Below are 24983 nucleotides of genomic sequence, written 5' to 3'. Positions count from 1 at the left end.
ACTTAATTTCGAATTTTTTGAGTGACATTATATATTTTCCTCAATGCCGATCGCCGCTTCGACCCCAGCGGGGCAATCGGGTTGGCAACGGCCCGCGCAATGTCACGCAACCCCACGATGATCGACCCGTGCTGCACGGTCTCCGACATCCCCCTGGCGTTCCGCATCACCACGAATTCGTACCACGGGGTTTCGCGCAGCACGGTCCAGAAATCAATGGCGAAATCGATCAATGGAAAGGACCAGGGCTTCTTCTCCCCCGCATAATGGATAATGTAGGGCGCCTTTCGTGCATCCATGTATGCTTTGCGGATACCGGACGGTAGATTGGCGAAAAACGTATGGACATCGCCATTGCCGTGATACACGTTCCATTGCATGTCAAGGTAATGGACGTTGCCCTGAAACAGAAGATTCAGGATGTCCTGGTCCAGGAACCAGTATCGCCGGCCCGATTCCAGTATTGACCGGACACGATCCGGATACATGTCATCTATCCGGGGAAGATCGAAGATCATGACGCCGGCCTGAAAATAGCCGGCCGGATCCGGCATCCCGACATATCCCCGCAGATAGGTATCCGCATCCAGCCCTCCACATTCCGCCATCGACGGAATGCGGAGCTTGCGGAATCCCGTCATGACGCAATCACGCACCGCGCCGACCATCTTCCCCTGCAGATCCGTCGCGAACAGCTCCGCGAGGTCACGCTTTACGATGGTATCGGTGTCAATATAGATAATTCGACTGTATTTTGAAAATATTTCCGGGATGCAAAGACGATAGTACGTCTCCCTGGAAAAATGCATATGCGTATCGAGGTTGAATTTATCGAATATAAAACCAACCTCGATGAACCGTATGGATATGTTGGCTCTGCCGCCGGCGAGGCTGGTCAACAGCGCCTTGCTGTTGTCCGATATGTCGTCATTGATGACGACGAGATCGTAGTTCGTGTCCGATGATGACGTATTGATGATGGACTGGATACAGGCGCCGGCGTAAGGCGTGAAGGCGTCGTTGAATGACAGGACGATCGGAACGGCATTTTCGTCGAAGAACGGAGTTACCGATGTCAGCGCATTCTCGACGAACGTGCGCTGAGACTCGCGGATTTTTACCCCTCTATGGTCATAAATATATTTTTCGACAAATATATTGAAAAGCCATTCGGAAATATAGCCGAAGACCCGATTTTCCTGGATGGAATAGGCCGACAGGTCAATCTGACGCTCCAGTTCGAACAACACATCGAACAACCAGCTACAATATTGATCGAAAATATCCCGCTTCATGACAAACATATTGGTGAAAAAGCCGCCGGAAGACTCATTCACCTTGCGAACGAACGGCGCGTAAGCGGGATATTTCTTCTTGATGATTTCCGTTGCCCGGTCATAGTCCTTGATATTGTGATGACCACCGTTCTTGTAGTGCTCCCGCATCGTGCGTGAGCCCGCCTGCCGGACATCCCACCGCTTGGGCAGCACAATGTCGTTGTCCGCCACAAAGAACGACACACCGGCATCGGTCAGATTGTTCGCATCCACATATTCGTCATCCATCGCCGGATAGACGACCACCCCCCACTGATCCTCCGGCCATTCGACCAGGGAAAAGTTCAGATGGCGACGATAATGAAACAGGCCGACATAATCCTGTCCGGAGGTATTTTTCCAGACCCAATATAAAGCAGTAAGTTCACAGAACGTATGATTTTTTTCCGAAATATTGTCGCCGGTGTCGTCACCGATCGGGTACATATCCTCGTTCGACAGAGATTTACCCACCTGAATCGGCACAAAACACGCGCCGGACGGCATGTCGGCTTCTCTGTGGGCAGCGATATATATTTCGGTCTTCACTTCGGCCTCATGCACCAGTCGCTTATCATCTTACGATTTAGCACATGCCTCCCCACCGCACCACGACCGTCTGGCGGCGGACTCTCACAATCCTTATCAAACCTCAAGGCAACACGCGATAGCGCGGACCAACGTCAAACATGAGTGTCCAGGCGACTAATGCGTTGACTATTGATTCGACACCGCGAGCGAAGCCCCGGGGGCCGCAATATGGTGGCTGCCCACGCCCTTTCGGGCGACATGAAGGCAGCGCTGGCGGACATCATCGGGGTGGTGAGACCGACACTGGACGCCCGAACTGCCGTAACGGCGATGGACAGAAGACCGTGCGAATGGAGTCCGGGTGCCGACACCACGACCCCGCCGCCCTCTGGTAAAGAAACTATGTGATTGTTGCATATTTACCAGAGGCCCAATATGACCTTTTGCCATGGTGTGCAAGAGGTGTAGGATGTTTGGAACGTGATAATATCAAAAACAGGCCGGGTTGCATTTCTCGACGGAATACGGGGACTACTCGCCGCTACCGTAGCTATAAATCATATCATTGGTTCTTTGTACGGATGGGGGTTCCGGCCATTCAACGGCGCATATCTGGCGGTGAATTACTTCTTCATACTGTCCGGATTTGTTCTGTCATTAACCTACCGTTCCGAAATTCCATGGATAAAATATATATGCCTACGGCTATTCCGCCTCTGGCCTCTGCATTTTATTACGACGTTAGGGATGTTTTTAATATATGCTTATAATAAAGGGCATGGACGCTACGTACCGGATTTTAACATATTTGATTTGAAGATATTCCTACTGAACGTGGGATTTATGCACGGCATTTTGCCGTCGAATTTTCCGCTATTTAACGATCCATCATGGAGCATAAGCATCGAATTCTGGCTTTCTATTATGCTTATTCCCGTATTGATTAGATTTAATACGGTTGGAAAATTTATATTGTTTTTTACTTCTTATATGTATTTTCTCATTTTCAACGCTGGTGGCGTCGGAAACATTGACCATTATTTCGGCCTTCTTAGTGGCATTTCCGGTATATCCTTGGGAGCGTTCATGTATGATGTTAGGAATCGTGGCTTCAGTCTCTATTCCGTGATGAAGCCTTCCCATGCCAATTATATGATATACTCGGCATTTATATTTGTTCTCGTTGGAATATATAGCCAGGATCATAACAGATTGGATTTTCTTTATATCGTTGCGTTCATCCCACTGATGCTGATCGAAGATTCCGATCTATATCCAAATCTACTCTCAAGGTTACTCTCTAGCGCCCCGCTTCAATGGATGGGGTACATCAGCTTTTCCCTCTACCTCATTCACTCCAGCGTTATAGTGTCGGGCATATCTTCTCCGCACGGACATTTTCTATCTCTCGTCATCGAAATGACGGCGGCGATCTTTCTATCCACTGTCACTTGCGAGCTGTTTGAACAGCCCTCCTATCGTTTTCTCAAGGCTCGCCTGAATTTAGGCAGGATCCGATAATATCTGATGTCCCCCACGGGATGGGGACGAGGGCCACGGCGATTTAAATTGGATCGTCCGGCTCTCGTTTTCTCTCTGTCAGGCAACCAGCAGAATGCCTGTTGCCGATGTACCGTGGAGATACAGGCGTCGCGCCAGCGTTGCCATCATGTCCACAAAACCCGACACCCATCGTGTTTGACACGCGCCAGGCCAGCACGGCGCGGCTATGCCAATCGATGACGAGACCCCGCAGCCGGTAGGGTATAGATCTTCTGCCTGGGGCGTGGACTGCGTTGTCCGCAGTCCCAGGGTCGCTATACCCGCATCGCCCGCATCAGGCGACGGATGTGCCGGGGAACCACTTCTCGATGCGCTGCCAGTTTTCGGGAAGGGCATCGAAAGCGGCCCTCACCCTCGGAAGAAACCGCTGGGTCGTTGAACGAACCGTTGCCTGGATCTCACACTTCCGCCGTCTCGCCGTCCGTTACGAACGCAGGACCGACATCCCGTTATCCCATATAGGTCTTATTATTCCTCGGTAATCTCCACCTTGTCGCAGAACGAGTTCTGATTTTTATCAATGATAATTTTTCCCATCTTCCGGGAAAAATCCGACGTAATGATCTTGCGTGAGGCATCGTTTGGAAGATCAATCCGCACACGCGCGCCATCTGCATTCTCCAACTGGACGACTACACCATCCGCCGCAGGGCAGCTTCTGTTTGCCATACGAAACGTCAGGGATCGAATATCCCCAAAATACCATTCTGCAACGGTCGGTGTATGCTCCCCAGGATGGGCATATATTTTCTTCCCGTCGGAATCGATCTCGAAATTACCCCATATGTCCCCAGTTGTGATGCTCGCCGTTAAATAGGATTCCGCTAATGGATTTAAATATGCGTCTTTCCAATCTGGGTATAGATCCGTGAATTTGGAGATAAAATTAGTCGCTTCATCAAAGGTGAATGGTCTATTTTTTTCGAAGACGTGTGCAATCACACCATTGGAAAGGTGAAATTCCATAGGCATTCGCTTGTAGGCAGCACCGATTCCTGTGCCGGACAGAATTTCCTTTGCCGGGATGACAATCACCCTCTGTCCTTCGGGCGGCAGATGAATTTGAATTGGGTCCGCCACGACAACATATCGTGCCTGAAATCCCCACAGGCGAAGTCGATCACGAAGATCGACCTGTGACGCAGAATCCAAATGATCGTCAATACGGCCCTGCGTCAAGGTCGAAACAAGATCGTCACTCAGTAACCCACTTGAGCTGAGAACCAATAACTTGTCACCGTGAGACGTCAACTTTTCTAAAGCAGTCGCCAAATCCTGATAGTTCCCGAAATTATCTATATGAAACGGATAGTTTTTAGCCGGAAGGTAATTATTGTCTAATAATGGCCTTCCTTTTATTTCATTAAATGTCGAAAAAAATACAAGAAAACACGCAATGCTGGAAGCCAAGATTAATGATCTTTTGAGGAAATCATTCCGGATGAATTCCAAAACCCTTCGGAATCCAAAAATAGATATGAAAAATATCCATAGCGAAAAAGGCAAGCAATGCTGTATTCCGGGACTTTGAGTCCGCGTGAATATGAAAAAACTAATTAAAAGATTTGCGACGCAGAAAAGGCAAAAATCTTTTTCGGTACTTCTATTTTTTGATACGCACCAGACAGCGCCTATCAAGAGAAAAGGAACGATATATAAACCGCCATTATGAATAACATTGTTCGTAGAAGTCAAAAAATCACTTTGATATGCAGAATATATATAGGAATAATCTGTGTGAATAATTCTTCTTAAAAGGCTCAATTGAAATATAACCGCAAAGATGATCGAAACCACTCCAGAACATAAAAAATTCAACAACACGTTTTTAAATTGTAAGATCTTCTCTCTGCCATTCACCACAAATAGCATATAGTTAAGGAACGGTAGCGTCATATACAAAGAAACAACCGTATAGGCATACCACCTTCTGAATAAAAACGGTGTCCACATAAGTAACCCGAGCACCAGAACAACTTTCAAATTCAGGCGACTGGTCATGTTATTTTTAATGCTGTAAATAATCGCAGATTCCACACCCAACAGGCCAACAATATCGGGATATCCCCGCAAGGTAGGCTTCCAGAACGGCGAGTAGGTGACAATCGCAATAATAATAAACATCTTCCACCAGAAAGTTTTATCCCTTTCCAGCCTGTTGAATATCCACAATGTCAAAATAACAGTCGGCAAAAAGTAGCATATCGAAACAGCAAAAACATACAAAAATCTTGAAGCAGCCGGGAGAAAATAAAAAGGAAATAACAAAGCAATCGGTGTGGAATTATAATCATTCCCATTTATACTTGCCAGATTAGCTTTGAACCATCTCCACGGGGCATTTACCGCCAGTCTGGAGAAATTTTCCCAAGTCAGCCAATATGCTTTGGAATCCCACATATAAATGGGGTCTTCTATTTTAACAAAATAAAATACCTGCATTATAATTATCGGAAGGGAAATTAATATCGCCAACCCATATAAATTAAATATCTTATTTTTCATCAAAAATTCACCTTATTGCCTTGAACGTTATTTTTACTCATCATTTTACTTTACAAGATTCTCCCATTTTTAATTGCATTTGTACACATTTTGAAATCCGGTGGTAAATTATAGCACATGGTGTGGGAAGCACCAGTCGGTCGAAGGCAGAACCCAAAGCTCTCCGGTAAAGAAGCATGCCGAATTATCCCGGATACAATGTGAAATTCATGAATGGTTCACTTGCACGACGCCTCCATGACGATCTCAAACGCGACATTTGGACACCACCAACATCCCGCCCAAAAATGTTTTCCCATTGGGCGTCCTTTCTCTATGGTTCCGACCGACATGTCTCTCCGACAGTCGGAACAACCTACCAATGAGGAAGAAGTATGCGGTTTTCCAGATGGTTGTACTATCTGGCCCTGTTCGGGGACCTCGCAGGCCCGGCGGTGGCCCGCGCGCACGCCCCCGCCACGCCGATCCGGCACCTGATCGTCCTGTATGACGAAAACGTCTCGTTCGACCATTATTTCGCCACCTATCCGCAGGCGGCCAACCCGCCGGGCGAACCGGCCTTCGTCGCGCGGGCCGATACCCCGGTGGCCAATACGCTGGCGACCGCCGGCCTGCTGACGTCCAACCCCAATGCCGGCCCGCTCGACGGGCGCGACGCCGCCCTGCCCTTCCGGCTGGACCGGACACAGGCCGCCACCGCCGACCAGAACCACGCCTATACGGCCGAACAACTGGCCTATAACGGCGGCAAGGCCGACCTGTTCCCCCTTCATACCGGGCGCGGCACGCCGGGCGGTGTCGGCGCATTCGCCACCCGTGGGCAGGTCATGGGCTATTACGACGGCAACACCGTCGGCGCATTGTGGCGCTATGCTCAGAGATTCGCCATGAGCGACGCGGCCTATACCGATACCTACGGCCCCTCGACCCCCGGCGCGCTGGAGGTCGTATCGGGCCAGACCAATGGCATGCAAATCGTCGCGACGACGCAGAAACCCGCGACCCGGCAGGTCTCCTCGCCCTATATCGCCGATGGACAGGGCGGCTGGACGATGATTAACGACATCGACCCCGCCCACGACGTATGTTCGGTTCCCGGCGACCAGGTGCTGATGCGCGGGCGCAATATCGGCGACCTGCTGAATGCCGCCGATATCTCGTGGGGCGGGTTCATGGGCGGCTTCGACCTGGGCCTGCGTAACCCTGACGGGTCCACCGGATGCCGGCGCGCCACGCCCTCGCCCGTCGTCGGCGAAACCATCGTCGACTACATCCCGCATCACAACTGGTTCCAGTACTATCCCAGCACCGCCAACCCCACCCATGCCCGGCCGGGTTCCGTTGCCGCCGTCGGCCATACGTTCGGCCCCGACGGGACCACGCGCGACCCGGCGAACCACGAATACGATCTGCATGATTTCTTCGCCGCCCTGCGCGCCGGAAACCTGCCCGCGGTGTCGTTCCTGAAACTGCCGGCCTATCAGGACGGCCATGCGGGCTATTCCGACCCGCTGGACGAACAGCAGGGCATCGTCGGCATCGTCAACGCCGTGCAGCACCGGCCGGAATGGAAGGACACCGCCATCATCATCGCGTGGGACGATTCGGACGGCTGGTACGATCATGCCTTCACCCCCACCACCCGCGCCTCGTTCGACGCCGAGGCCGACCAGTTGAACGGACCGGGCCGGTGCGGCGCCGGCGCCCGGCCGGCCGGCGTCGATGGCAAGCCCGTCAACGGACGCTGCGGCCCCGGCACGCGCCTTCCGCTGGTTGTCATTTCGCCCTGGGCGCGGACCAATCATGTCAACCATACCCTGATTACCCAGAGTTCGGTCACCCGTTTCATCGAGGACAACTGGCTGGGTGGCGCCCGACTGGGCGGCGGGTCGTTCGACGCCGATGCCGCCGACCTGTCCAGCCTGTTCGACTTCACCCAGCCGCCGCGCCTCGCCCCCCTTTATCTCGATCCCCGCAGTGGCGCGCCTCTGCGGGCCGTACCTCCGCGGCCTTCCCGATAACGGCATGACCAGGCCCCGCGCCAAGGCCCGCCGGCAGCCATTTCGATGGCTGCCGGTCTGCTGGCTTGCCGGCCTGATGTTCGGGCCGGCAACCGGCCATGCCCAGTCCGGCGACGTAAGGGCCGCCTCCTGCCTGCCCGCCAACGACGGCGGCAATCCCTGCCCGATCCGGCTGCAACGTCCGCCGGCAGCGCCGCTCTCGGCCATGGCGCTGGTGGGCCGGGCGATCTTCCATGACCCGGCCCTGTCGGGATCGGGGCGGCTATCCTGCGCGTCATGCCACGACCGGGCCGCCCATTACGGCCCCCCCGGCCGGGACATGGTGGCGCGCGGGGGCCTCGATCTGACCCGGCAGGGTCTGCGCGCCGTGCCGACGCTGACCTATCTGGAACGCCGCCCCGGATTCAGCATCGGCCCCGACGACGCCGAGAGCGAAGGCCCGCCCCCAGCCGCGGTCGCCGGGCCGCCGCCGCCGCACGCGGCCAAGAGCGCGCAGAACGGCGCGGCATCGGCAACGAACATGGTCCCTCAAGGGGGGCTGTTCTGGGACGGGCGGGCCGACACCCTGCAACAGCAGGCGTCCGGCCCGCTGTTCGACCCGCAGGAAATGGCCTCCAGCCGCGCCATCGTCCTGTCGCGGCTGGCCCATGCCCCCTACACCAGGGTTTTGCTGCAACTGGCCGGCCCCGCCGCGTCACACACGCCGGACCTGCTGCTGGCCGAGGCGCTGTTCGCCGTGTCGCGCTACCAGATCGAGGATCCGGCCTTCCATCCCTATTCCAGCCAGTTCGACGCCTGGCTGGAAGGCCGGACGCGCCTGACGCCGGCCGAACGCCGGGGATATCTGCTGTTCAACGATCCCGCCAAGGGCAATTGCGCGGCCTGCCATCCCGACCGGCCCGGCCCGGACGGCGCGCCGCCGTTGCTGACCGACCACCAGTTCGAAGCCCTGGGCGCCCCCAGGAACCGGGCGCTGGCCGTCAATCGCGACGCGGCGTTCCACGATCTGGGCCTGTGCGGGCCGCAGCGCGCCGACATGACGGGGCAGGCCATGTGGTGTGGCATGTTCACGACCCCGACCCTTCGCAATGCCGCCACCCGGCATGCCTTCTTCCATAACGGGGTCTTTGGCACGCTCAATCAGGTCCTGGCTTTCTACAGCTTTCGCGACGTCGCGCCGCAACGGGTATATCCCGTCGATGCGAAGGGGCATGTGCTGAAATATGACGATCTTCCGCCGCCCTACCAGTCGAACGTCGATACCACCGACGCCCCGTTCGACCGCCATCCGGGCGATGCGCCGGCCCTGACGGATCGGGAGCAGCAGGACATCGTCGCCTTCCTCGGCACGCTGACCGACCGCCCGACGCGCTGACGGCGCCATCCAACCTCTGTTTTCCTGGCAGGGGATCGGTCTATCGTTCCCATCCTCCCCATCCATCAGAGGAAGACCACCCGATGTCGCCCATTACCCGCCTGCAACCCGAGGCCCGCCTGACCGGCGCGGTCATCCATAACGGGCTGGTCTATCTGGCCGGCCAGGTGGCCGACGACGCCACCCTGGATGCCGAAGGCCAGATGGCCGACATCCTGCGCCAGGTCGATACGCTGCTGGCCGAGGCCGGAACGGACAAGAGCCGCCTGATCTCGGTCCAGATCTTCCTTGCGGACATGGGCGACATGGCCGGCATGAACCGGGCATGGGACGCCTGGCTGGACCGCGCCAACAAACCGGCCCGCGCGACCGTCGAGGCCAGCCTGGCCGACCCCCACTGGCGCGTGGAGCTGACGGGCATCGCCGCCCTGCCCTGATCGCTCGCCGTCCGCGACCGGCGGACGCGACACGCACTGTCCGGCGTCGGCGCCGTGGGTCAGTCAGTCGACCCGCTGCACCCAGCCGTGCGGATCGGGAAGCTGGCCGCGCTGGATGCCGATCAGGGCGGCGCGCAGGCTTTCCGTCACCGGATCGGCGCCGTTGCCGCTGCCGATGACGATTTCGCCCCGCTTGCCGCGCAGCCGGCCGACCGGCGTCACGACCGCCGCCGTCCCGCAGGCGAAGACTTCCTTCAGCCGGCCGCTGGCCGCGTCGGCATAGCACTGGTCGATGCTGTACGGTTCCTCGCGCACCGCAAGCCCGCGATCGCGCGCCAGCGTCAGGATCGCATCGCGGGTGATGCCCGGCAGGATGGTCCCGCTCAGGGGCGGCGTCACCAGCGACCCGTCATCCATTACGAAGAAGATGTTCATGCCGCCCATCTCCTCCACCCAGCGATGTTCGACGGCATCCAGGAACACCACCTGGTCGCAGCCCTGGGCCTTGGCCTCGCGCTGCGCCAGCAGGCTGGCGGCGTAGTTGCCGCCGCACTTGGCCGCCCCGGTGCCGCCGGGGGCCGCGCGGGTATAGTCCTCGGACACCCAGACCGACACCGCGCCGCCGCTGAAATAGGACCCGACCGGCGAGGCGATGACGATGAACAGATATTCCGACGACGGCTTCACGCCCAGGAACGCCTCGTTCGCGATCATGAACGGGCGCAGGTACAGGCTGGCGTTCTCGCCTTCGGGGATCCAGTCGCGATCGACGCGCACCAGCTGGCGCACCGCCTCCAGGAACAGGGCGTCGGGCACCGGGGCCATCGCCATGCGTTCGGCCGACTGGTGGAAACGGCGGGCGTTGGCGTCGGGGCGGAACATGACCACACCGCCATCGGCGGCACGGTAGGCCTTCATCCCCTCGAAGATTTCCTGGGCATAATGCAGCACGGCGGCGGCGGGATCGAGCGGGATCGGCGCCCGGGCCTCGATGGTCGGGTTATGCCAGCCCTGGCCTTCCTTGTATCGGACGACCGCCATGTGATCGGTGAAGACCCGGCCGAATCCCGGATCGGCCAGCAGCGCGGCCCGCTGCGCGGCCGGAACCGGCGCGGGATGCGGAGAAAGCGTGAAACGAAAATTGTCGGCGCTATCCATGATCTTGCTCTTTCACCACCACATCGGCGCGATCCTCTGCGCGCCGGCCCATGACAGGCATGGCGCGCGCCCACCGGACGGGCCGCGCCGATCGGCCAGAGTCCCCAGATCGCGCCGCGCGTCAAGCCCGCCCGCCGGACAGGGCGGGCCTGACAAGCGGCGTCAGCGCAGCGGAAAGCCCAGCGCCGCCAGCGCGTCGCGCAGCCGGTCACGGCCGCTGAGCGATTCCGGTCCGGCCACCCGGCGGACCATGGCGTCGGACCAGGCGCGCGGCGCCAGCCCCTGTTCACGCTGGAACGCGGCGTCGCTTTGGTCATAGGCCGCAATGCCCGCGGCCTCGTCCGCCATGCCGTAGCGTTCGCGATGCAGGACCACCGATTGCGGCAGGCGCGGCTTGATGCTGGCCGGCCGGTCGGAATCGGGATGACCGACACACATGCCGAACACGGCCATCGTCCGCCCCGGCAGTTCCAGTTCCCGCGCCACCTGTTCCGGATGGTTACGCAACCCGCCGATATAGACGATCCCCAGCCCCTGTGATTCGAAGGTCGCGGCCGCGTTCTGCGCCGCCAGGGCGGCGTCCACCACACCCACGACGAACGTTTCCAGATAATCCAGCCCGTCGGTGGCATGGGCGCGGGCCGCCCCCAGCCGCGACAGGCGCGACAGATCCACCAGCCAGGCCAGGAACAGGGGCGCCTGCACGATATGCGCCTGCCCGCCGGCCAGGGCCGCCAGACGGGTGCGCCGGGCCGGGTCCTCGACCGCCACCACGCTCCAGGCCTGGAGGTTGGAGGAGGTCGAGGCCGATTGCGCGGCCGCCACCGCGGCCTCCAGCGCGCCGTCGGGCAGCGGATCGGGACGGTAGGCGCGGACCGAGCGATGCGACAGCAGGTGGCGCAGCACATCGTCCCCGGATGGCACGCCGTCGGGCGGCGCGGTCCGGTAGCGCGCCGTCCAGAGGCCTGCGATCACATCGTCGGTCATGCCGGATTCAGGCGTATTCGCGCATCGTGAAGAAGCGCGTGTCCAGATAGGCCTCCAGCGCCTCGGTGCCGCCTTCCGACCCGTATCCCGAATCGCCGATCCCGCCGAACGGGACCTCGGGCAGGGCCAGGCCCAGATGGTTGACGGTCAGCATGCCGGTCCGCACCTCGTCGCGCAGCCGCGCCGCCGTGCGGCCCGACCCGGTGAAGGCATAGGCCGCCAGCCCGTAGGGCAGCCGGTTCGCCTCGGTCACCACCTGGTCCAGCGTGTCGAACGGGCACATCAGCGCCACCGGGCCGAACGGCTCCTCGTTCATGATCCGCATGTCGCCCGTCAGGCCGGACAGCACCGTCGGCGCGAAGAAATAGCCCGCGTTGCCCACACGATGGCCACCGGTGACGATCTCGGCCCCCTTGGCCGTGGCATCGGCGATCAGCGATTCCATCGCGTCGATGCGCCGGACATTGGCCATCGGCCCCATGGTGGTGTCGGACTCCAGCCCGTCACCGACCTTATGGGCGGCGGCCAGCGCCGCGAACCGTTCGACGAAACGGCCGAAGACCGGACGTTCGACCAGGAAGCGCGTCGGCGAGACGCAGACCTGCCCGGCATTGCGGAATTTGGCCGCCGCCAGCGTGGTCGCCGCCAGCTCGACATCGGCATCGGCGCAGACGATCGCCGGCCCGTGGCCGCCCAGTTCCATGGTCGCGCGCTTCATGTGCGACCCCGCCAGCGCCGCCAGCATCTTGCCCACCGCCGTTGACCCGGTGAACGTCACCTTGCGGATGGCCGGATGGGCGATCAGCGTTTCCGAAATCTCGGACGGGGTGCCGTAGACCAGGCCGATCACCCCCGGCGGGACGCCCGCGTCGGCGAAGGCGCGAATCAGTTCGGCCGGCGAGGCCGGCGTTTCCTCAGCGGCCTTGACGATGATGGAACAGCCGGTCGCCAGGGCCGCGCCGACCTTCCGCACCACCTGGTTGACCGGGAAATTCCATGGCGAGAACGCGGCGACCGGGCCGACCGGCGTGCGGATCACCGCCTGGGTCACGCCCGGGGCGCGCGACGGGATCAGCCGGCCATAGGCGCGGCGTCCTTCCTCGGCCAGCCAGTCGATGGTGTCGGCGGCCGCCAGCAGCTCGATCCGCGCCTCGCCCACCGGCTTGCCCTGCTCCATGGTCATGATCGGGGCGATGGTGTCGACGCGCGCGCGCAACAGGGTCGCGGCCTGACGCATGATCTTGTAGCGATCGAACACCGACATGCGGCTCCAGACCGCGAAACCACGCTGGGCCGCCGCCGCCGCCGCCGCCAGTTCCGGCTGGCCCGCATGGGCCACGCGCCCGATCACCTGTTCGGTCGCGGGATTCACCACGTCGATGAAGCGGTTGTCCCCCGACGCTGTCCACTGTCCGTCGATGAACAGCAGGGTATCCGGATAGTGGGGCACGACAGGCTCTCCATAACTGCGAATGAAAAAGGCAGGCTACCGGCATCGCGGGCCGGGGCGAACCCTGCCTGAACGGCCCGCCCGGGTCAAAGCCTGCCTGCCTCACGCGAACGACACTGGATTTTAAAAGACGATCGGTCCAATAAATCGCCATGTCCGACGACCCGGCCTGCCTCGTCACGCCTCCCCTTTCCCGCCGGCGCGGTCGTCCGCCGCGCGCGCCGGGCGACGGTGACGACGTGCGCGACCTGCTGATCCGCACGGGCATCGCACTGCTGACCGAAAAGGGATATGTGGCCACCGGCCTGGACGAGATCCTGCAGATCGCCCGCGTGCCCAAGGGGTCGTTCTATCATTATTTCGACAGCAAGGAATCGTTCGGCCTGCGGCTGATCGACGGCTACGCCGCCTATTTCGACCGGCGGCTGGAGCGCTTCCTGTCCGACGACGCCCGCGCGCCGCTGGATCGGCTGCGCGCGATGATCGACGATGCCTGCGCCGGCATGGCCCGGCATGCCTACCGGCGGGGCTGCCTGGTCGGCAACCTGGGCCAGGAAATGGGGGCGCTGCCGGAATCGTTCCGCCAGCGCCTGCACGACGTCCTGCTGGGCTGGCAGGCGCGCACGGCGCACTGCCTGCGCCTGGCCCGCGACGCGGGGGACATCGCCCCCGGATCGTCCTGCGCGGATCTGGCCGCCTTCTTCTGGATCGGGTGGGAGGGCGCGGTGCTGCGCGCGAAGCTGGAACGCGGGCCTGTCCCGCTGCGTCTGTTCGAGAAGGTTTTCATCGCGGGCCTGGGCGCATCGGCGGTCGGGGCCCGCGCACGATCTGTTTCGGGAGAATGACCATGTTCAGGGCGATCTTGATCGAGAAGGACGCCGACGGCTATCACGCGGCGCTGCGCTCGCTCGAACCGGCGCGCCTGCCGGAATGCGACGTCAGGGTGCGTGTCGAATATTCCTCGCTCAACTACAAGGACGCGTTGGCGATCACCGGCCGCGGCCCGGTCGTCCGCAGCTTTCCAATGGTGCCGGGCATCGACCTGGCGGGGGTCGTCACCGAATCCGGCCATCCGGACTATCGCGCCGGCGACCGCGTGGTGCTGAACGGCTGGGGCGTGGGCGAAAGCCACTGGGGCGGCCTGGCCCAGCAGGCCGCGGTGCGGGGCGACTGGCTGGTGCCGCTTCCAGGCGCCTTCACCACGCGGCAGGCCATGGCCATCGGAACAGCCGGCTATACGGCCATGTTGTGCGTCATGGCGCTGGAACGCCACGGCGTCAGCCCGGCGTCGGGGGACATCGTCGTGACCGGGGCATCCGGCGGCGTCGGCGGCGTCGCCGTCTCGCTGCTGTCGCGCCTGGGCTACCGTGTCGTGGCGGTCACCGGCCGGCCGGAGGAGGAGAGCTACCTGCGCTCCCTCGGCGCCGCCGAGATCGTGGACCGCGACAGCCTGTCGCATCCCGGCCGCCCGCTGGAACGGGCGCGCTGGGCCGGGGCGGTGGACGTCGCGGGCGGGCAGATCCTGGCCAGCGTCTGCGCGGCGATGCAGTATCGGGGCGTCGTCACCGCCTGCGGCCTGGCGGGCGGCATGGCGTTTCCCGCCACCGTCGCCCCCTTCATCCTGCGCGCCGTGACGCTGGTGGGCGTGGACAGCGTGATGTGTCCGCGCGCCGAGCGGGTGGAGGCCTGGCGGCGCCTGGCCCAGGACCTGAACCCCACGGAACTGGAAACGATGACGCAGGAGATCGCCCTGTCGGACGTCATCCCCGCCGCCCGCGACCTCCTGGAAGGCCGGATACGCGGACGGATCGTCGTCGCCCTGTAGCCCCCGCCGGATCGGTCCCGCCAACGCGCCACGTCGCCCGACGGGCTTGCATAACCCGCGCCCCGTGCCCAATAAGGGTGTTCAAGCGCTCCATGATGAATATAAGACAGGGGTATCATTCCGCCTTTAAAGTGGAATACTGCGTTATCCACCGTGGTCGGAGCGTGTGGAACGACAGGACAAGACCGGAACCATGTCAGAACCAAGCAAGCAGGACGTCGCTGCACCCATCTATTCGCCGACGACCGAAGTGGACGGTCTGCGGCCGGCACGAGGGCTGGTCCGCGCCGTCGTGATCGGGGTGGGCCTCTGGATCCTCATCATCCTCGGCTTCGTCATATTCTGAAATCCGGCTGACCAACGCACCGCCGGGACGGTGCGTTCCGGATAGACGGCGACTTAAAAATTAAAATATGATTGCTATCGCTCCGGTGACAGTTCGGGGGTGAAACGCCCGCCCATCCGTCCCCCGTCGCCTTCCGCCTGGATCGGCATCGTCGCCGCCGTGACGAACGCCCGCTGGCCATGCGCGTTGCCGTTCACGCGGGCCCATACCCGTATGCGGGCGATCGCGGCGATCACCAGCGCCATCATCAGGTAGAAATCCGGGGCACCGATCGTGGGTCCGGACACGCAAGCAGCGACCAGCCGCCCGGCTAATGCCGCCAGTCCCCCATCAATGACCAGGCTCTCGGGACAGGCCGGAACCAGACGTCGCGCGGCCATGGCTTCGCGCACCAGGCGCCAGTCGAATATCAGCAACCCGATCACGCCGACGACGCCAATCCCCGACAGCAGGCCGGGGATCAGGCTGGATGCGCGGGTGCTGCCCCACCCCGCACCCAGCCCATAGGTCTGCGGCACCACGGCCAGGGCATCGGCGTCGGTCTGCGACCGTTCCTGATAGGATTGGGAATCACGCTTGCTTTGGGTCGATTCGAGGACGAACCGCGCGGCCGGCGCGAACTGCGGGGCCACGGTCACAACGACCAGCAGCCCGCACCCCGCAACCGCGGCGCCGATTACCACAAAACGAACGAAACGCCCCGCCAGCCGGATGGACCCGGTGGCCAGGGCCGCCGCGGGAAGCAGCAGCAGGCCCACCGCCATCGTGACGAAGCCCGTGGTCGCCGTCGTGCAGAGAAGGGCGATGGATGCGAACGCGATCAACAGGCGCGCCATCGGCAGGCGATACCCCTGCAGCGTGATCCACAGGAGCGAATACAGGATCCCCGCCAGATAGGTCGAACAGGCCGAAGGCTCGCTGAACGAGGCATTGATGCGGGGAACCGAACCCGCCATCTGTCCGCTCAGAATGGCCCATCCCGGATTGGAATACAGGAATGTCTCCGGGAACGGCACGCCCGCCAGCCGATACGCCAGTTGCCAGAAACAGATCACGCAGACCACCCAGCCGCTGAAAAGATAGGCGCGATACAGCCGATCGATGCGGATATCCCCACGAGTCAGGAATCCCGCCGCCGTCACCATCAGCGTGACATTAATCAGCAGATACATATCCTGGGAGACATTGCCGAAACTGGGTTGCAGCAGGACCTGCTCGCCGACGGCATCGTTTTTCTGCGGCCAGACGAGAACGCTGTTCATGAACAGCCGTGGCATCACGACCGATCCCATGATCGTCCAGGCGGCGGTCAGCACGAACGGCAGGCAGAGCCACCATGTGATCCGGTCACCGGGATAGCGCACCCCCAGCATGCGCTGCAGCAGCACGTAAGAGATGAAGGCAAGTCCCGGCACCAGGGGCGGCTGCACCCCCTGCCCGGCCAGGATGAGTGCCGCCGCTGCCGGAAAGACAGCGGCCACCATCAGGATCTGCAGCACCGTGTAGGGCCGCGTCCACAATAACAGGCAGAGCGGGAAAAGAAGCAGGCCGGCGAAAGGAACAGCCATGGTGGCGGCCTCCAGTCATGAAAAAGGCCCCGGGAAAAAGGGACAGGGTTACACCATGGTCAATCGCTGTCCCGGGTCGCCGGTTGCGTCCGGGCAGCGCGGGAGTCGTCCGACAGGACCTGTTCCACCAGTCCGCGCATCGAATCGCGAAATGCCTCTTCCGAAAAGCGCAGTGCGTTCGCCCGGCACAATTCCGGCGTCATCAACGGCGCCAGCACCGTGAACCGTTCCACCGCATCGACAATCGCGTCCGACGTCTGGCAGTCGAACAAAAGGCCCGTGGGGCCGCCGGCATCCCCCACGCCACGCACGATGTCCAGCGCGCCCCCCCGCCCGAACGCGATCAGCGGCGTGCCGCAGGCCTGGGCCTCGACCATCGCGATCCCGAAATCCTCTTCCGCCGCGAAGACGAACGCGCGCGCGCCCTGCATCAGCGCCAGCAACTCATCATGCGGCACCTTGCCGCGCATCGTGATGTTCGGCGCACCTGACGCCAGGGCCGCGATGCGCTCCCGCTCGGGGCCGTCGCCCACCACGACCAGTGTGCGATGCGGCATCCGACGGAAGGCCTCGACCACCAGATCGACGCGCTTGTACGGTACAAGACGGGACACCACGACATAAGCGTCGCGCGGGCCCGGCACCACCTGAAAGCGGGTGATATCGACCGGAGGATAGATGACGGCGGCTTCGCGTCGGTACACCTTGCGGATGCGACGCCGAATGTAGTGGGAATTGGCGACGAACATGTCGACGCCGCTGGCCGATCGCACGTCCCAGTTCCTCAGCCGATGCAGCAGCCAGCGCGCGAACAGGCCTTTCAGGCCGCGCTCCATCCCCCCCTGCCGCAGATAGGCGGCCTGCATGTCCCAGGCATAGCGCATGGGCGAATGGACATAGCTGACGTGGATCTGGTCCGGACCGGTAATAACCCCCTTGGCCACGGCGTGGTTGCTGGAAATAATCAGATCAAACCCCGCAAGGTCGAGCTGTTCCACCGCGATGGGCATCAGGCCGATATAATTCCGGAACAGCCTCCGCGCGAACGGCAACCGCTGGATGAAGGTGGTCGTGACCTTGCGCCCGGCCAGCATGCCCCGATCGGACGCCGGCATGAAATCGACGATGGCAAACAGTTCCGCCTGTGGAAAAACAAGCAGAAGCTGCTCAACCACCCGCTCGGATCCGGCAAAATGCTCGAGCCATTCGTGAACGATCGCCACCTTCATGACAGGCGCAACGTTTGGATCAGGCTGCATGATCGTCATGATACACCCCCAATGTCACGTCCGATCGGGTGGCTCTCCGGCGCCGGTCAGAAATGGCGTTCGTAGATCTTGATGACGTCACCCGGCTTGACATAATCATGCGGCGCCAGGCGCCCCACGACTGTATGATCGCCTTCCTGACGCACGACATAGGCCCTTTGTTCCAGGGCGCGATAGGTAAATCCGCCCGCCGCGGCGACCGCCGTCAGCATCGTCATGAAAGGCTGGTAGGGATACTGGCCGGGACGCGCCACCTCGCCCAGAATCGAAACCAGCCTGTACGACGTCACCTCGACCGACACATGGGGTTCGCGCACCATGCGCGCCTTTTCCAGCGCGGCGGCGATCTCGGCCGCGAACTGGGCCGTCGTCAGCCCTTCGGCCTGCAGCGCGCCGGTCAGGGGGAAGGCGATTTTCCCGTTGCTGTCGACCCGGAAGTCCGAGGTCAACTGGTCCTGTCCATAGGTGATGACCCTGATCTGGTCATCGACGCCCAGTTTGTACTGGTTCGGATCGTAGGGCGTCAGCGGTTGAAGATCGGCGCCAGGCGAGCACCCGGCCACGATCGCCACCATGCCGAAAAGGGCAGTCCGGGCGGCGAACCGACGGCGCATGAGACAGGTCGTCAGCATTCTTGGTATGCTCCCGTTTATGAGGGCTAGAGCGAGAAGCGCAGGCCGAGCATGACGGTATGGTCGGGGACGTTCCCCGCTCCTACCGTGTTCAGGCTGGAAAAGATGTAATTGAACGTCCAACCGATATGGCGGGTCATCAGCCATTCCGCCCCGGCCCCGACCGTATAGACCGCCTGGCTCGCCCCCACCTGGGTCAGGACGGTATTGTTCAGGGCTTGCGGCGTCTGGGAATAATCCGCTTGCTGAAGGCCGGCCTGCGCCGTCAGCACGATATTGCGGCTGAAGGCATGGCGCACCCCGATCTGGGCGGACGTATAGGTAAAGCCCACGACATTCTCGAAGGCGCTGTCCTCGATTCCATGGCGAACCGTCAGGGTCGCCATCGTCAGCCGCGTCGGGCTCCATGACAGCTCGGCCTCGGCCATCGGGGTCGAAATCTGACCGAACAGAGCTGCACGGTACAGCCTGGTCTGATATCCGACCAGCGCGCGGAAACGGATCGGTCCGGACAGGCCGAAATCCATGCCCACCATTCCCGACGCACCATTCGAATCGCGGGTCGGAAGTCCCGGAGTGCCATCCAGGTACCGGATCTCGATTCCCTGCAGCACAACCAGGATCTGCTGGCCCGCCGCCACATCATACCGCCCGGTAATGCCCTCGGTAATCACCGCGCGATTGCGGTAGCTCTGGTCGATCTGCACCTCCGACGGCGTGATCTGGTCGAAATGAAACTGGCTGAGCTGGGCTTCGGGGATGAAGCTGAGACGACCATGGGTCGTAGCCGTGTAGCTGAGCCTGACATTGTCAAACTGGTAAGGCACCGGCTGGCTCAGCCCGAGGGCGCCAAGGTTCACCGGCGTCTGGACAAGCGACAGATGTGTGTACGCCAAACCAAGCTGGTCGTGCCCGAAATCATGAATACCCCCTGCCGCGGCCGTCCAGTTGGTGCGGTTCTGGATGGACTGGGAGACAAAACGATAATCGTCGACACCCAGATCGGCGTGAACCTGGTCGTGCTGCCATTGGGCCACGACCGCCGCCCTGCCGCTGGTGACAAAGGCGGCACTGCCGCGCCCGTTCACCAGACGGCTGACATTATTGTCATAGCCACCATTTTCGGTAGCGCTGGCATCGAAGCGGACGGGTCCGTACCGCAGGCCCTGCGGCGCATAATGTTCAAGTGTGCGTATCTGCTCCGGCTCGGTCGTCAGGTCGCCGAAGCCCGTCCCCAGGGGGGGGAAATAGGCATCGACGATCTGAGCGGACGCGATATCCGGCAGAAGCAGGGGAACAATGACGATCAGACCCAGGCTGACAGGTAAGGTTGTGCGCACCGGAAGCCTTGCAATGTGTCGGTTTATTGTTTTCCAGAATTGTATTTTTTTATTGGAAACGCTGTTTCTATGTAGAGAAACCATATCCCGTTTCGCCAGCTTTATTTGCAATCCCGCCACCCCCCGATATCATCACATTATCGTGTTTTCTTGCCCGTCCATGTTCTTAATTTTATTACGAACTGACATGAAACTTTAACGAATACCCTGCGTATAGGCCGTTCGGATCACACGATATATATTGATCGCCGTCGAACAATTTAAATAACGCTCAAAAATATGGCCTGGTTCTGCTATATTTGATATTTTTTTATTTTTTCTCCGTTTTTTTGGAAATTTTTATAATATTTTCATATTTCAATACGGGGATGTATTATGTCCACGCAGACTTCCAGCGTCGTTATTGGAATGCCGAACGCGGCCGCCCGGACAGAAGGCAGCACTATTCCTGCCACCGACGTGCCTCAGCCGCTGATTCCATCGCATGCCCCGTCTTTTCGTTATTTGTCGATATACGCGCTGATGCTTGGCGACGTGATGGCATTCGCCATCGCGACCGCCACCAGCCACATGATGTCCGTATGGCACGTCGCCTCGCACGATCCCATGACCGAATCCCGGGGACTATGGCTGTCCATCTTCATGTTTTTCGGCCTGGTCGTTTATTTTTCAAGGAAGGGTCATTACCGCGACCGCCTTCCGTTCCTCAGCGAGGTACCGCAGGTCATCGCGGCGGCCGGCGCGGTGCTGGTGGCGACATCGGGGATCTGGTTCCTGTTGTGGCCGACGGGCCCGGCCCTGCCGCTGATCGAACAATGGACGCTGTTTTCCATCCTGGCCATTTCATTCCGGCAGGCTGCCAAAAATATCCTGCATTTCTTCGGGGTATGGCAGTTGCCGGTTCTGCTGGTCGGAAATCCGGAGACATGCGCCCGCACCGTCGAGGCCTTTTCCAGCGAGCGCCTGCCCGGCCTGCGGTCGGTCGGCTGCGTCTCGTCGGATACGCTGCTGCGCGTGGCGCCGGCCCATCTGGCGCGCGTCCTGCTGACACGCTACGGCGCGGCGCGTCTGGTCCTGGCGGTCGACGCCAACGACGATACGGGGCGCGCGGTCATTTCCCGCGTCACGCGCGGACGGGTGCCGTTCTCGCTGGTGCCGCAGATGGTCGGCGTTCCCCTCGAGCACGAACGCCTGTGCTATTTCAGCTACGATACCATGATGCTGACGTTCCGCAGCAGCCTGGACCAGCCCTTCCATCGGGCGACGAAAATCGCATTCGACGTCACCGTGGCGTCCATCCTTCTGCTGCTGACGCTGCCGCTTTTCGTCATACTCTACGTGCTCGTCCGGCTCGACGGGGGATCCGCGACGTTCGGGCATCTTCGTATCGGCCGGAACGGGCGCGCCTTCCGGTGCCTCAAATTCCGCTCGATGGCGCAGAATGCCGACCATATCCTGGCGGACCTTCTGGCGCGCGACCCCCAGGCGGCGGCGGAATGGGCGGCGTCGCGCAAGCTGACGAACGATCCGCGGATCACCGCGATCGGTCACTTCCTTCGCAAGACCAGCCTGGACGAACTGCCGCAGCTTCTGAACGTTCTGCGCCTGGAAATGAGTCTCGTCGGCCCCCGGCCGATCGTCGAGGCCGAGCAGGACCATTATGGTGACGACATAGAATACTATCAGGCGATCCGTCCCGGCATCACCGGCCTGTGGCAGGTCAGCGGCCGCAGCGACACGTCCTATCCGCGACGGGTGCAGTTGGACAACTGGTATGTCAGGAACTGGAGCCTGTGGAACGATGTCGTCATCCTGGCCAAGACCGTGCCCGCCGTCCTGTTCCAGAGCGGCGCGCGCTAGGACCCGCCCCGCACGACGCTTTGACGATCCGATCCGTTGACATTCCCTTTTGCCCTGATGCGAAGGACCATGCCATGAACCAGCTCCAGCTCGCGTCACTGAGTGGCCTGCCGGCAGACCGTTCCGGGGTTCAGCAGGCCTCCCCAACGCAGGTGTTCGGCGCCCTGGGCCGCCATCGTCTGACGGTTGCCCTGATAACCCTGGGGATCAGCCTTCCGGCCGGGTTCGCAATCGAACAGATGAAGCCGTACTACACTGCGTCGTCCGTTCTGCTGCTGGGAACACGGCAGACGCCGTTCCGGGACCTGCAGGCCACGACCTCGGGCGCCGATGTCGATATGGTGGCCATCAATACCCAGGTCAGCATCCTCCGCAGCCCGTCGATCGCGACCGCCGTGACAAAGCAGCTTGATCTGGTGGACGATCCCGAATTCCGGGAAGCGCTTGAGCACGTTCCCCTCAAGGCAAAGATCATGAACGCCCTGTCGACGATGGTGGGCCATCCGCCCCCGCCGGCAAAACCCATAACGCCGGCCCAGCGTCTTCAGATCACGGCCCTGATGCTGACCAACATGGTCAATGTCATCAATGACGGACGATCCTACATCATCACCATCACGGCCAAGACCGGCGACCCGATCTCCAGCGCGCGAATCGCCAACGCCTATGCCGACGTCTATCTCAATTTCCGGCGCCAGATGAAGGTCGCGGCGACCTGGCGGGCCAATGCCCTTCTGGACGACCAGATCGTGCCCCTGCGCGAACGGCTACGCAAGGCGGAGCAGGCGGTCGAGACATTCCGCGAACAGAACGGGCTGATTTCGGCCCGCATGGAACAGCAGCCCGGCCCCGGCGGCGGTGGCGTGGACATGTCCACCGTCGCCGACCAGCAGCTTATGCAGATGAACCAGGAACTGACCGTCGCGCAGGGGATTCTGGAGGAAAAGCGCTCGCGCTACATGGAAGTCCGCGAAGCCGCGCGCAACGGCACGCTGGGCAGCCTTCCTGAAGTCGTGGCGGCCCCGCTGGTCCAGCAGCTCCAGACCCAGCACACCCAGCTCAGCAGCCACGTCGCCACCCTCAGCCAGACCTATCTGGACGGCAATCCCGAACTGAAGGCCGCACAGGCGGCCGAGGCGCAGGTGCAACGTCAGATCGGCACGGAAACCGCCAGGATCGCCGACAGCGTCGCCAAGGACGTCAGCGCCGCCCAGGCGCGCGTCGCGGCGCTAAGCCGGGCGGTGGACACCTTGCAGCGCCAGGTCACCAGCGAAAACCAGGCGAATGTCGGCCTGCGCCAGCTGGTCAGCGAGGCCAACGCCGCGCGGGTCGTCTATCAGGACTATCTGGGACGCTTCGCACAGACATCGACGCAGGCGCAGTTGCAGGAACCCGAGGCCGAACTGATTTCCCACGCCGAGACCCCCCTGGGCGTCTCCGGGCCGCCGCGCACGCAATACATGGCCATCGCGGCCCTGTTTTCACTGATGCTGGGTACGGGGGCCGCCCTGGTGATCGACCGGATCCGCAACGGCATCCGCAGCACGTCCCAGCTTGATTCGGTGCCTGGACTGTTCACCCTGGGCCTGGTCCCGGCGTTGAGCGGCGGCCTGGCGCGACATTACCGCTCGGGCGGGACGTCCTCGGCCTATGTCGAGACCATCGAAGCCATTCGCAGTATCCTGTGCTTCGGCCACAGCCGCTTCCGGGCCAAGGTGGTGCTCGTCACGTCGGCCAACCCCGGAGAAGGCAAGACGACCTTCGCCGTGTCCCTGGCCGCCAATACGGGCCGGGACCTGCAGCGCGCGCTGGTCATCGACTGCGACACACGCAATCCTTCGGCTCTTGCGGTCGTGGGCAGGTCGGACCGGCCGGGCGACAACACCCTTCCGCTCAACCCCGCGGCCGGGGGGCTGATGCGCGACGTCCTGCCGGGGGTCGATATCCTGACCCTTCGCCCCAGGAACGAACGCAATTGCGCGATGGTCTCGCCGCTGGAACTCAGCCGGATCCTGGCGCAGTTCTCGCCGCACTACGACATGATTATCCTGGATACGCCGCCGGTCCTGGCCTTCCCCGACGCCGCCGTGCTGGCGCAGCAGACCGATGGTGTCGTGATGGTCGTCAAATGGGGGCTGACGGCGCCGTCGGCTCTGGCCGAAGGCATGCGGATCCTGCACGCCTACGACGCCCGCGTTCTGGGCGGCGTGCTGACGCAGGTGCCGTCGCGCGGGCTGGAAGGGTCCGAAAAGCGGCAACTCGGCGTCTACAGCCAGTACGGCCTGCTGACATCGTAGGGCGGAAGGCATCGGGGCGATGAGCAACCAACAGGCGCCCGATAACGGCAGGCCGGAGACCTTCATGCAATCCGCGTCCCCCATCGACCGCCAGGTGACGATCCGCACGGCGTGTCGCGCGACGGTACTGTGCGGCCTTGCCCTCCTTGCCGCAGCAACATGCCGTCCGGCCGCCGCACAGGACGACCCGGCCGCGGACATGGCGGCCCATCCGGTGCGCCCGCCCACGGTCATATGGTGCAGCGTCCCGCAAGGGGGCGCCCTGTATGTCAGCGACGTGACCCGGCTCGGCACGGGCTCCTTCATGGCGGCCAGGGCGTATAGCGGACGGTTCGGCAGGACCGTCAATGCGCGCTACGGCCTGCATCTGGGCCTGGAAGGCAACTATTGCCACCAGTCCGCGAAACGTTCGACCGCCGCCGTGGCCCGCGCCACCCAGATCAGCCGCATGGCCGCCCAAAACGTCGCGATCGTCAGCGTCGGGGTTTTCTGACCTGCCGGAAA

At 61.5% G+C, this 24983-nt stretch carries 19 protein-coding genes; 10 read left to right on the top strand and 9 right to left on the bottom strand.

Annotated features, from left to right (window positions below):
* Positions 1-2: 2 nt before the first annotated feature.
* Positions 3-1880: a DUF4422 domain-containing protein gene (locus tag HLH21_RS03970; protein ID WP_182941535.1), complete on the bottom strand. Its 1878-nt coding sequence runs from the start codon at positions 1878-1880 to the stop codon at positions 3-5.
* Between the two features lie 447 nt (positions 1881-2327).
* On the opposite strand from HLH21_RS03970, the gene HLH21_RS03965 reads away from it, so the two are divergent.
* Complete coding sequence (locus HLH21_RS03965; RefSeq protein ID WP_182941533.1) at positions 2328-3368, top strand: acyltransferase family protein; 1041 nt, start codon at positions 2328-2330, stop codon at positions 3366-3368.
* 510 nt (positions 3369-3878) lie between these two features.
* Here the strand turns inward: HLH21_RS03965 and HLH21_RS03955 are convergent.
* Complete coding sequence (locus HLH21_RS03955; RefSeq protein ID WP_182941531.1) at positions 3879-5915, bottom strand: hypothetical protein; 2037 nt, start codon at positions 5913-5915, stop codon at positions 3879-3881.
* Positions 5916-6289: 374 nt separating this feature from the next.
* Here HLH21_RS03955 and HLH21_RS03950 point away from each other — a divergent pair, with 374 nt between their 5' ends.
* The 3 genes from HLH21_RS03950 to HLH21_RS03940 all read left to right on the top strand — a co-directional run bounded on the left by HLH21_RS03950 (position 6290) and on the right by HLH21_RS03940 (position 9748).
* Positions 6290-7936: a phospholipase C gene (locus tag HLH21_RS03950; protein WP_182941529.1), complete on the top strand. Its 1647-nt coding sequence runs from the start codon at positions 6290-6292 to the stop codon at positions 7934-7936.
* Positions 7937-7940: 4 nt separating this feature from the next.
* Positions 7941-9311: a cytochrome-c peroxidase gene (locus HLH21_RS03945; protein WP_182941527.1), complete on the top strand. Its 1371-nt coding sequence runs from the start codon at positions 7941-7943 to the stop codon at positions 9309-9311.
* 83 nt (positions 9312-9394) lie between these two features.
* Entirely contained in the window at positions 9395-9748 is a 354-nt protein-coding gene (locus tag HLH21_RS03940) for a RidA family protein (RefSeq protein WP_182941525.1), read from the top strand.
* A 63-nt stretch (positions 9749-9811) separates the two neighbouring features.
* Here the strand turns inward: HLH21_RS03940 and HLH21_RS03935 are convergent, their stop codons facing one another.
* From HLH21_RS03935 to HLH21_RS03925, 3 genes are all read right to left on the bottom strand, one after another.
* Positions 9812-10906, bottom strand: a complete 1095-nt coding sequence (locus tag HLH21_RS03935; protein ID WP_182941523.1) for a branched-chain amino acid aminotransferase — start codon at positions 10904-10906, stop codon at positions 9812-9814.
* Positions 10907-11068: 162 nt separating this feature from the next.
* The gene (locus HLH21_RS03930) at positions 11069-11893 is read right to left on the bottom strand and encodes a nitroreductase family protein (protein ID WP_182941521.1); all 825 of its coding nucleotides are present in this window, start codon (positions 11891-11893) and stop codon (positions 11069-11071) included.
* Between the two features lie 7 nt (positions 11894-11900).
* Entirely contained in the window at positions 11901-13343 is a 1443-nt protein-coding gene (locus HLH21_RS03925; RefSeq protein ID WP_182941519.1) for an NAD-dependent succinate-semialdehyde dehydrogenase, read from the bottom strand.
* A gap of 152 nt (positions 13344-13495) precedes the next feature.
* Here HLH21_RS03925 and acuR point away from each other — a divergent pair, with 152 nt between their 5' ends.
* The 3 genes from acuR to HLH21_RS03910 all read left to right on the top strand — a co-directional run bounded on the left by acuR (position 13496) and on the right by HLH21_RS03910 (position 15514).
* On the top strand, positions 13496-14188 hold the full coding sequence (acuR, locus tag HLH21_RS03920) for an acrylate utilization transcriptional regulator AcuR (RefSeq protein WP_182941517.1): 693 nt from the start codon (positions 13496-13498) through the stop codon (positions 14186-14188).
* A 2-nt stretch (positions 14189-14190) separates the two neighbouring features.
* A complete protein-coding gene (gene acuI, locus HLH21_RS03915) occupies positions 14191-15168 on the top strand; it encodes an acrylyl-CoA reductase (NADPH) (RefSeq protein WP_182941515.1) in 978 nt (325 codons plus the stop codon).
* A gap of 193 nt (positions 15169-15361) precedes the next feature.
* Positions 15362-15514: a hypothetical protein gene (locus HLH21_RS03910; RefSeq protein WP_182941513.1), complete on the top strand. Its 153-nt coding sequence runs from the start codon at positions 15362-15364 to the stop codon at positions 15512-15514.
* 74 nt (positions 15515-15588) lie between these two features.
* Here HLH21_RS03910 and HLH21_RS03905 read toward each other — a convergent pair whose 3' ends face one another.
* From HLH21_RS03905 to HLH21_RS03890, 4 genes are read right to left on the bottom strand one after another with little or no spacing between them, the layout of a single operon-like run.
* The gene (locus HLH21_RS03905) at positions 15589-17082 is read right to left on the bottom strand and encodes a hypothetical protein (RefSeq protein ID WP_246379190.1); all 1494 of its coding nucleotides are present in this window, start codon (positions 17080-17082) and stop codon (positions 15589-15591) included.
* Positions 17083-17141: 59 nt separating this feature from the next.
* Positions 17142-18341 carry a glycosyltransferase gene (locus HLH21_RS03900; protein ID WP_246379189.1) on the bottom strand — a complete coding sequence of 400 codons (1200 nt, stop codon included), beginning with the start codon at positions 18339-18341 and terminating at the stop codon, positions 17142-17144.
* Positions 18342-18397: 56 nt separating this feature from the next.
* Positions 18398-18982 (bottom strand): polysaccharide biosynthesis/export family protein, encoded by a 585-nt coding sequence (locus tag HLH21_RS03895; RefSeq protein ID WP_182941509.1) that lies wholly within the window; start codon positions 18980-18982, stop codon positions 18398-18400.
* Between the two features lie 26 nt (positions 18983-19008).
* Complete coding sequence (locus tag HLH21_RS03890) at positions 19009-20322, bottom strand: outer membrane beta-barrel protein (protein WP_182941507.1); 1314 nt, start codon at positions 20320-20322, stop codon at positions 19009-19011.
* A gap of 522 nt (positions 20323-20844) precedes the next feature.
* Between HLH21_RS03890 and wbaP the strand changes: the two genes are divergently transcribed.
* The 3 genes from wbaP (at position 20845) to HLH21_RS03875 (ending at position 24972) form a co-directional block, all read left to right on the top strand.
* Positions 20845-22182: an undecaprenyl-phosphate galactose phosphotransferase WbaP gene (gene wbaP, locus HLH21_RS03885; RefSeq protein ID WP_246379187.1), complete on the top strand. Its 1338-nt coding sequence runs from the start codon at positions 20845-20847 to the stop codon at positions 22180-22182.
* A 74-nt stretch (positions 22183-22256) separates the two neighbouring features.
* A complete protein-coding gene (locus HLH21_RS03880) occupies positions 22257-24479 on the top strand; it encodes a GumC family protein (protein ID WP_182941505.1) in 2223 nt (740 codons plus the stop codon).
* 19 nt (positions 24480-24498) lie between these two features.
* Complete coding sequence (locus HLH21_RS03875; protein WP_246379181.1) at positions 24499-24972, top strand: hypothetical protein; 474 nt, start codon at positions 24499-24501, stop codon at positions 24970-24972.
* Positions 24973-24983 lie beyond the last annotated feature (11 nt).

Origin of the sequence: Gluconacetobacter johannae (assembly GCF_014174305.1) — a bacterium.
In the GTDB taxonomy this organism is placed as follows: domain Bacteria; phylum Pseudomonadota; class Alphaproteobacteria; order Acetobacterales; family Acetobacteraceae; genus Gluconacetobacter; species Gluconacetobacter johannae.
The sequence above is the reverse complement of the archived record's forward strand: the minus strand, read 5'-3'. Positions and strand labels throughout refer to the sequence as shown.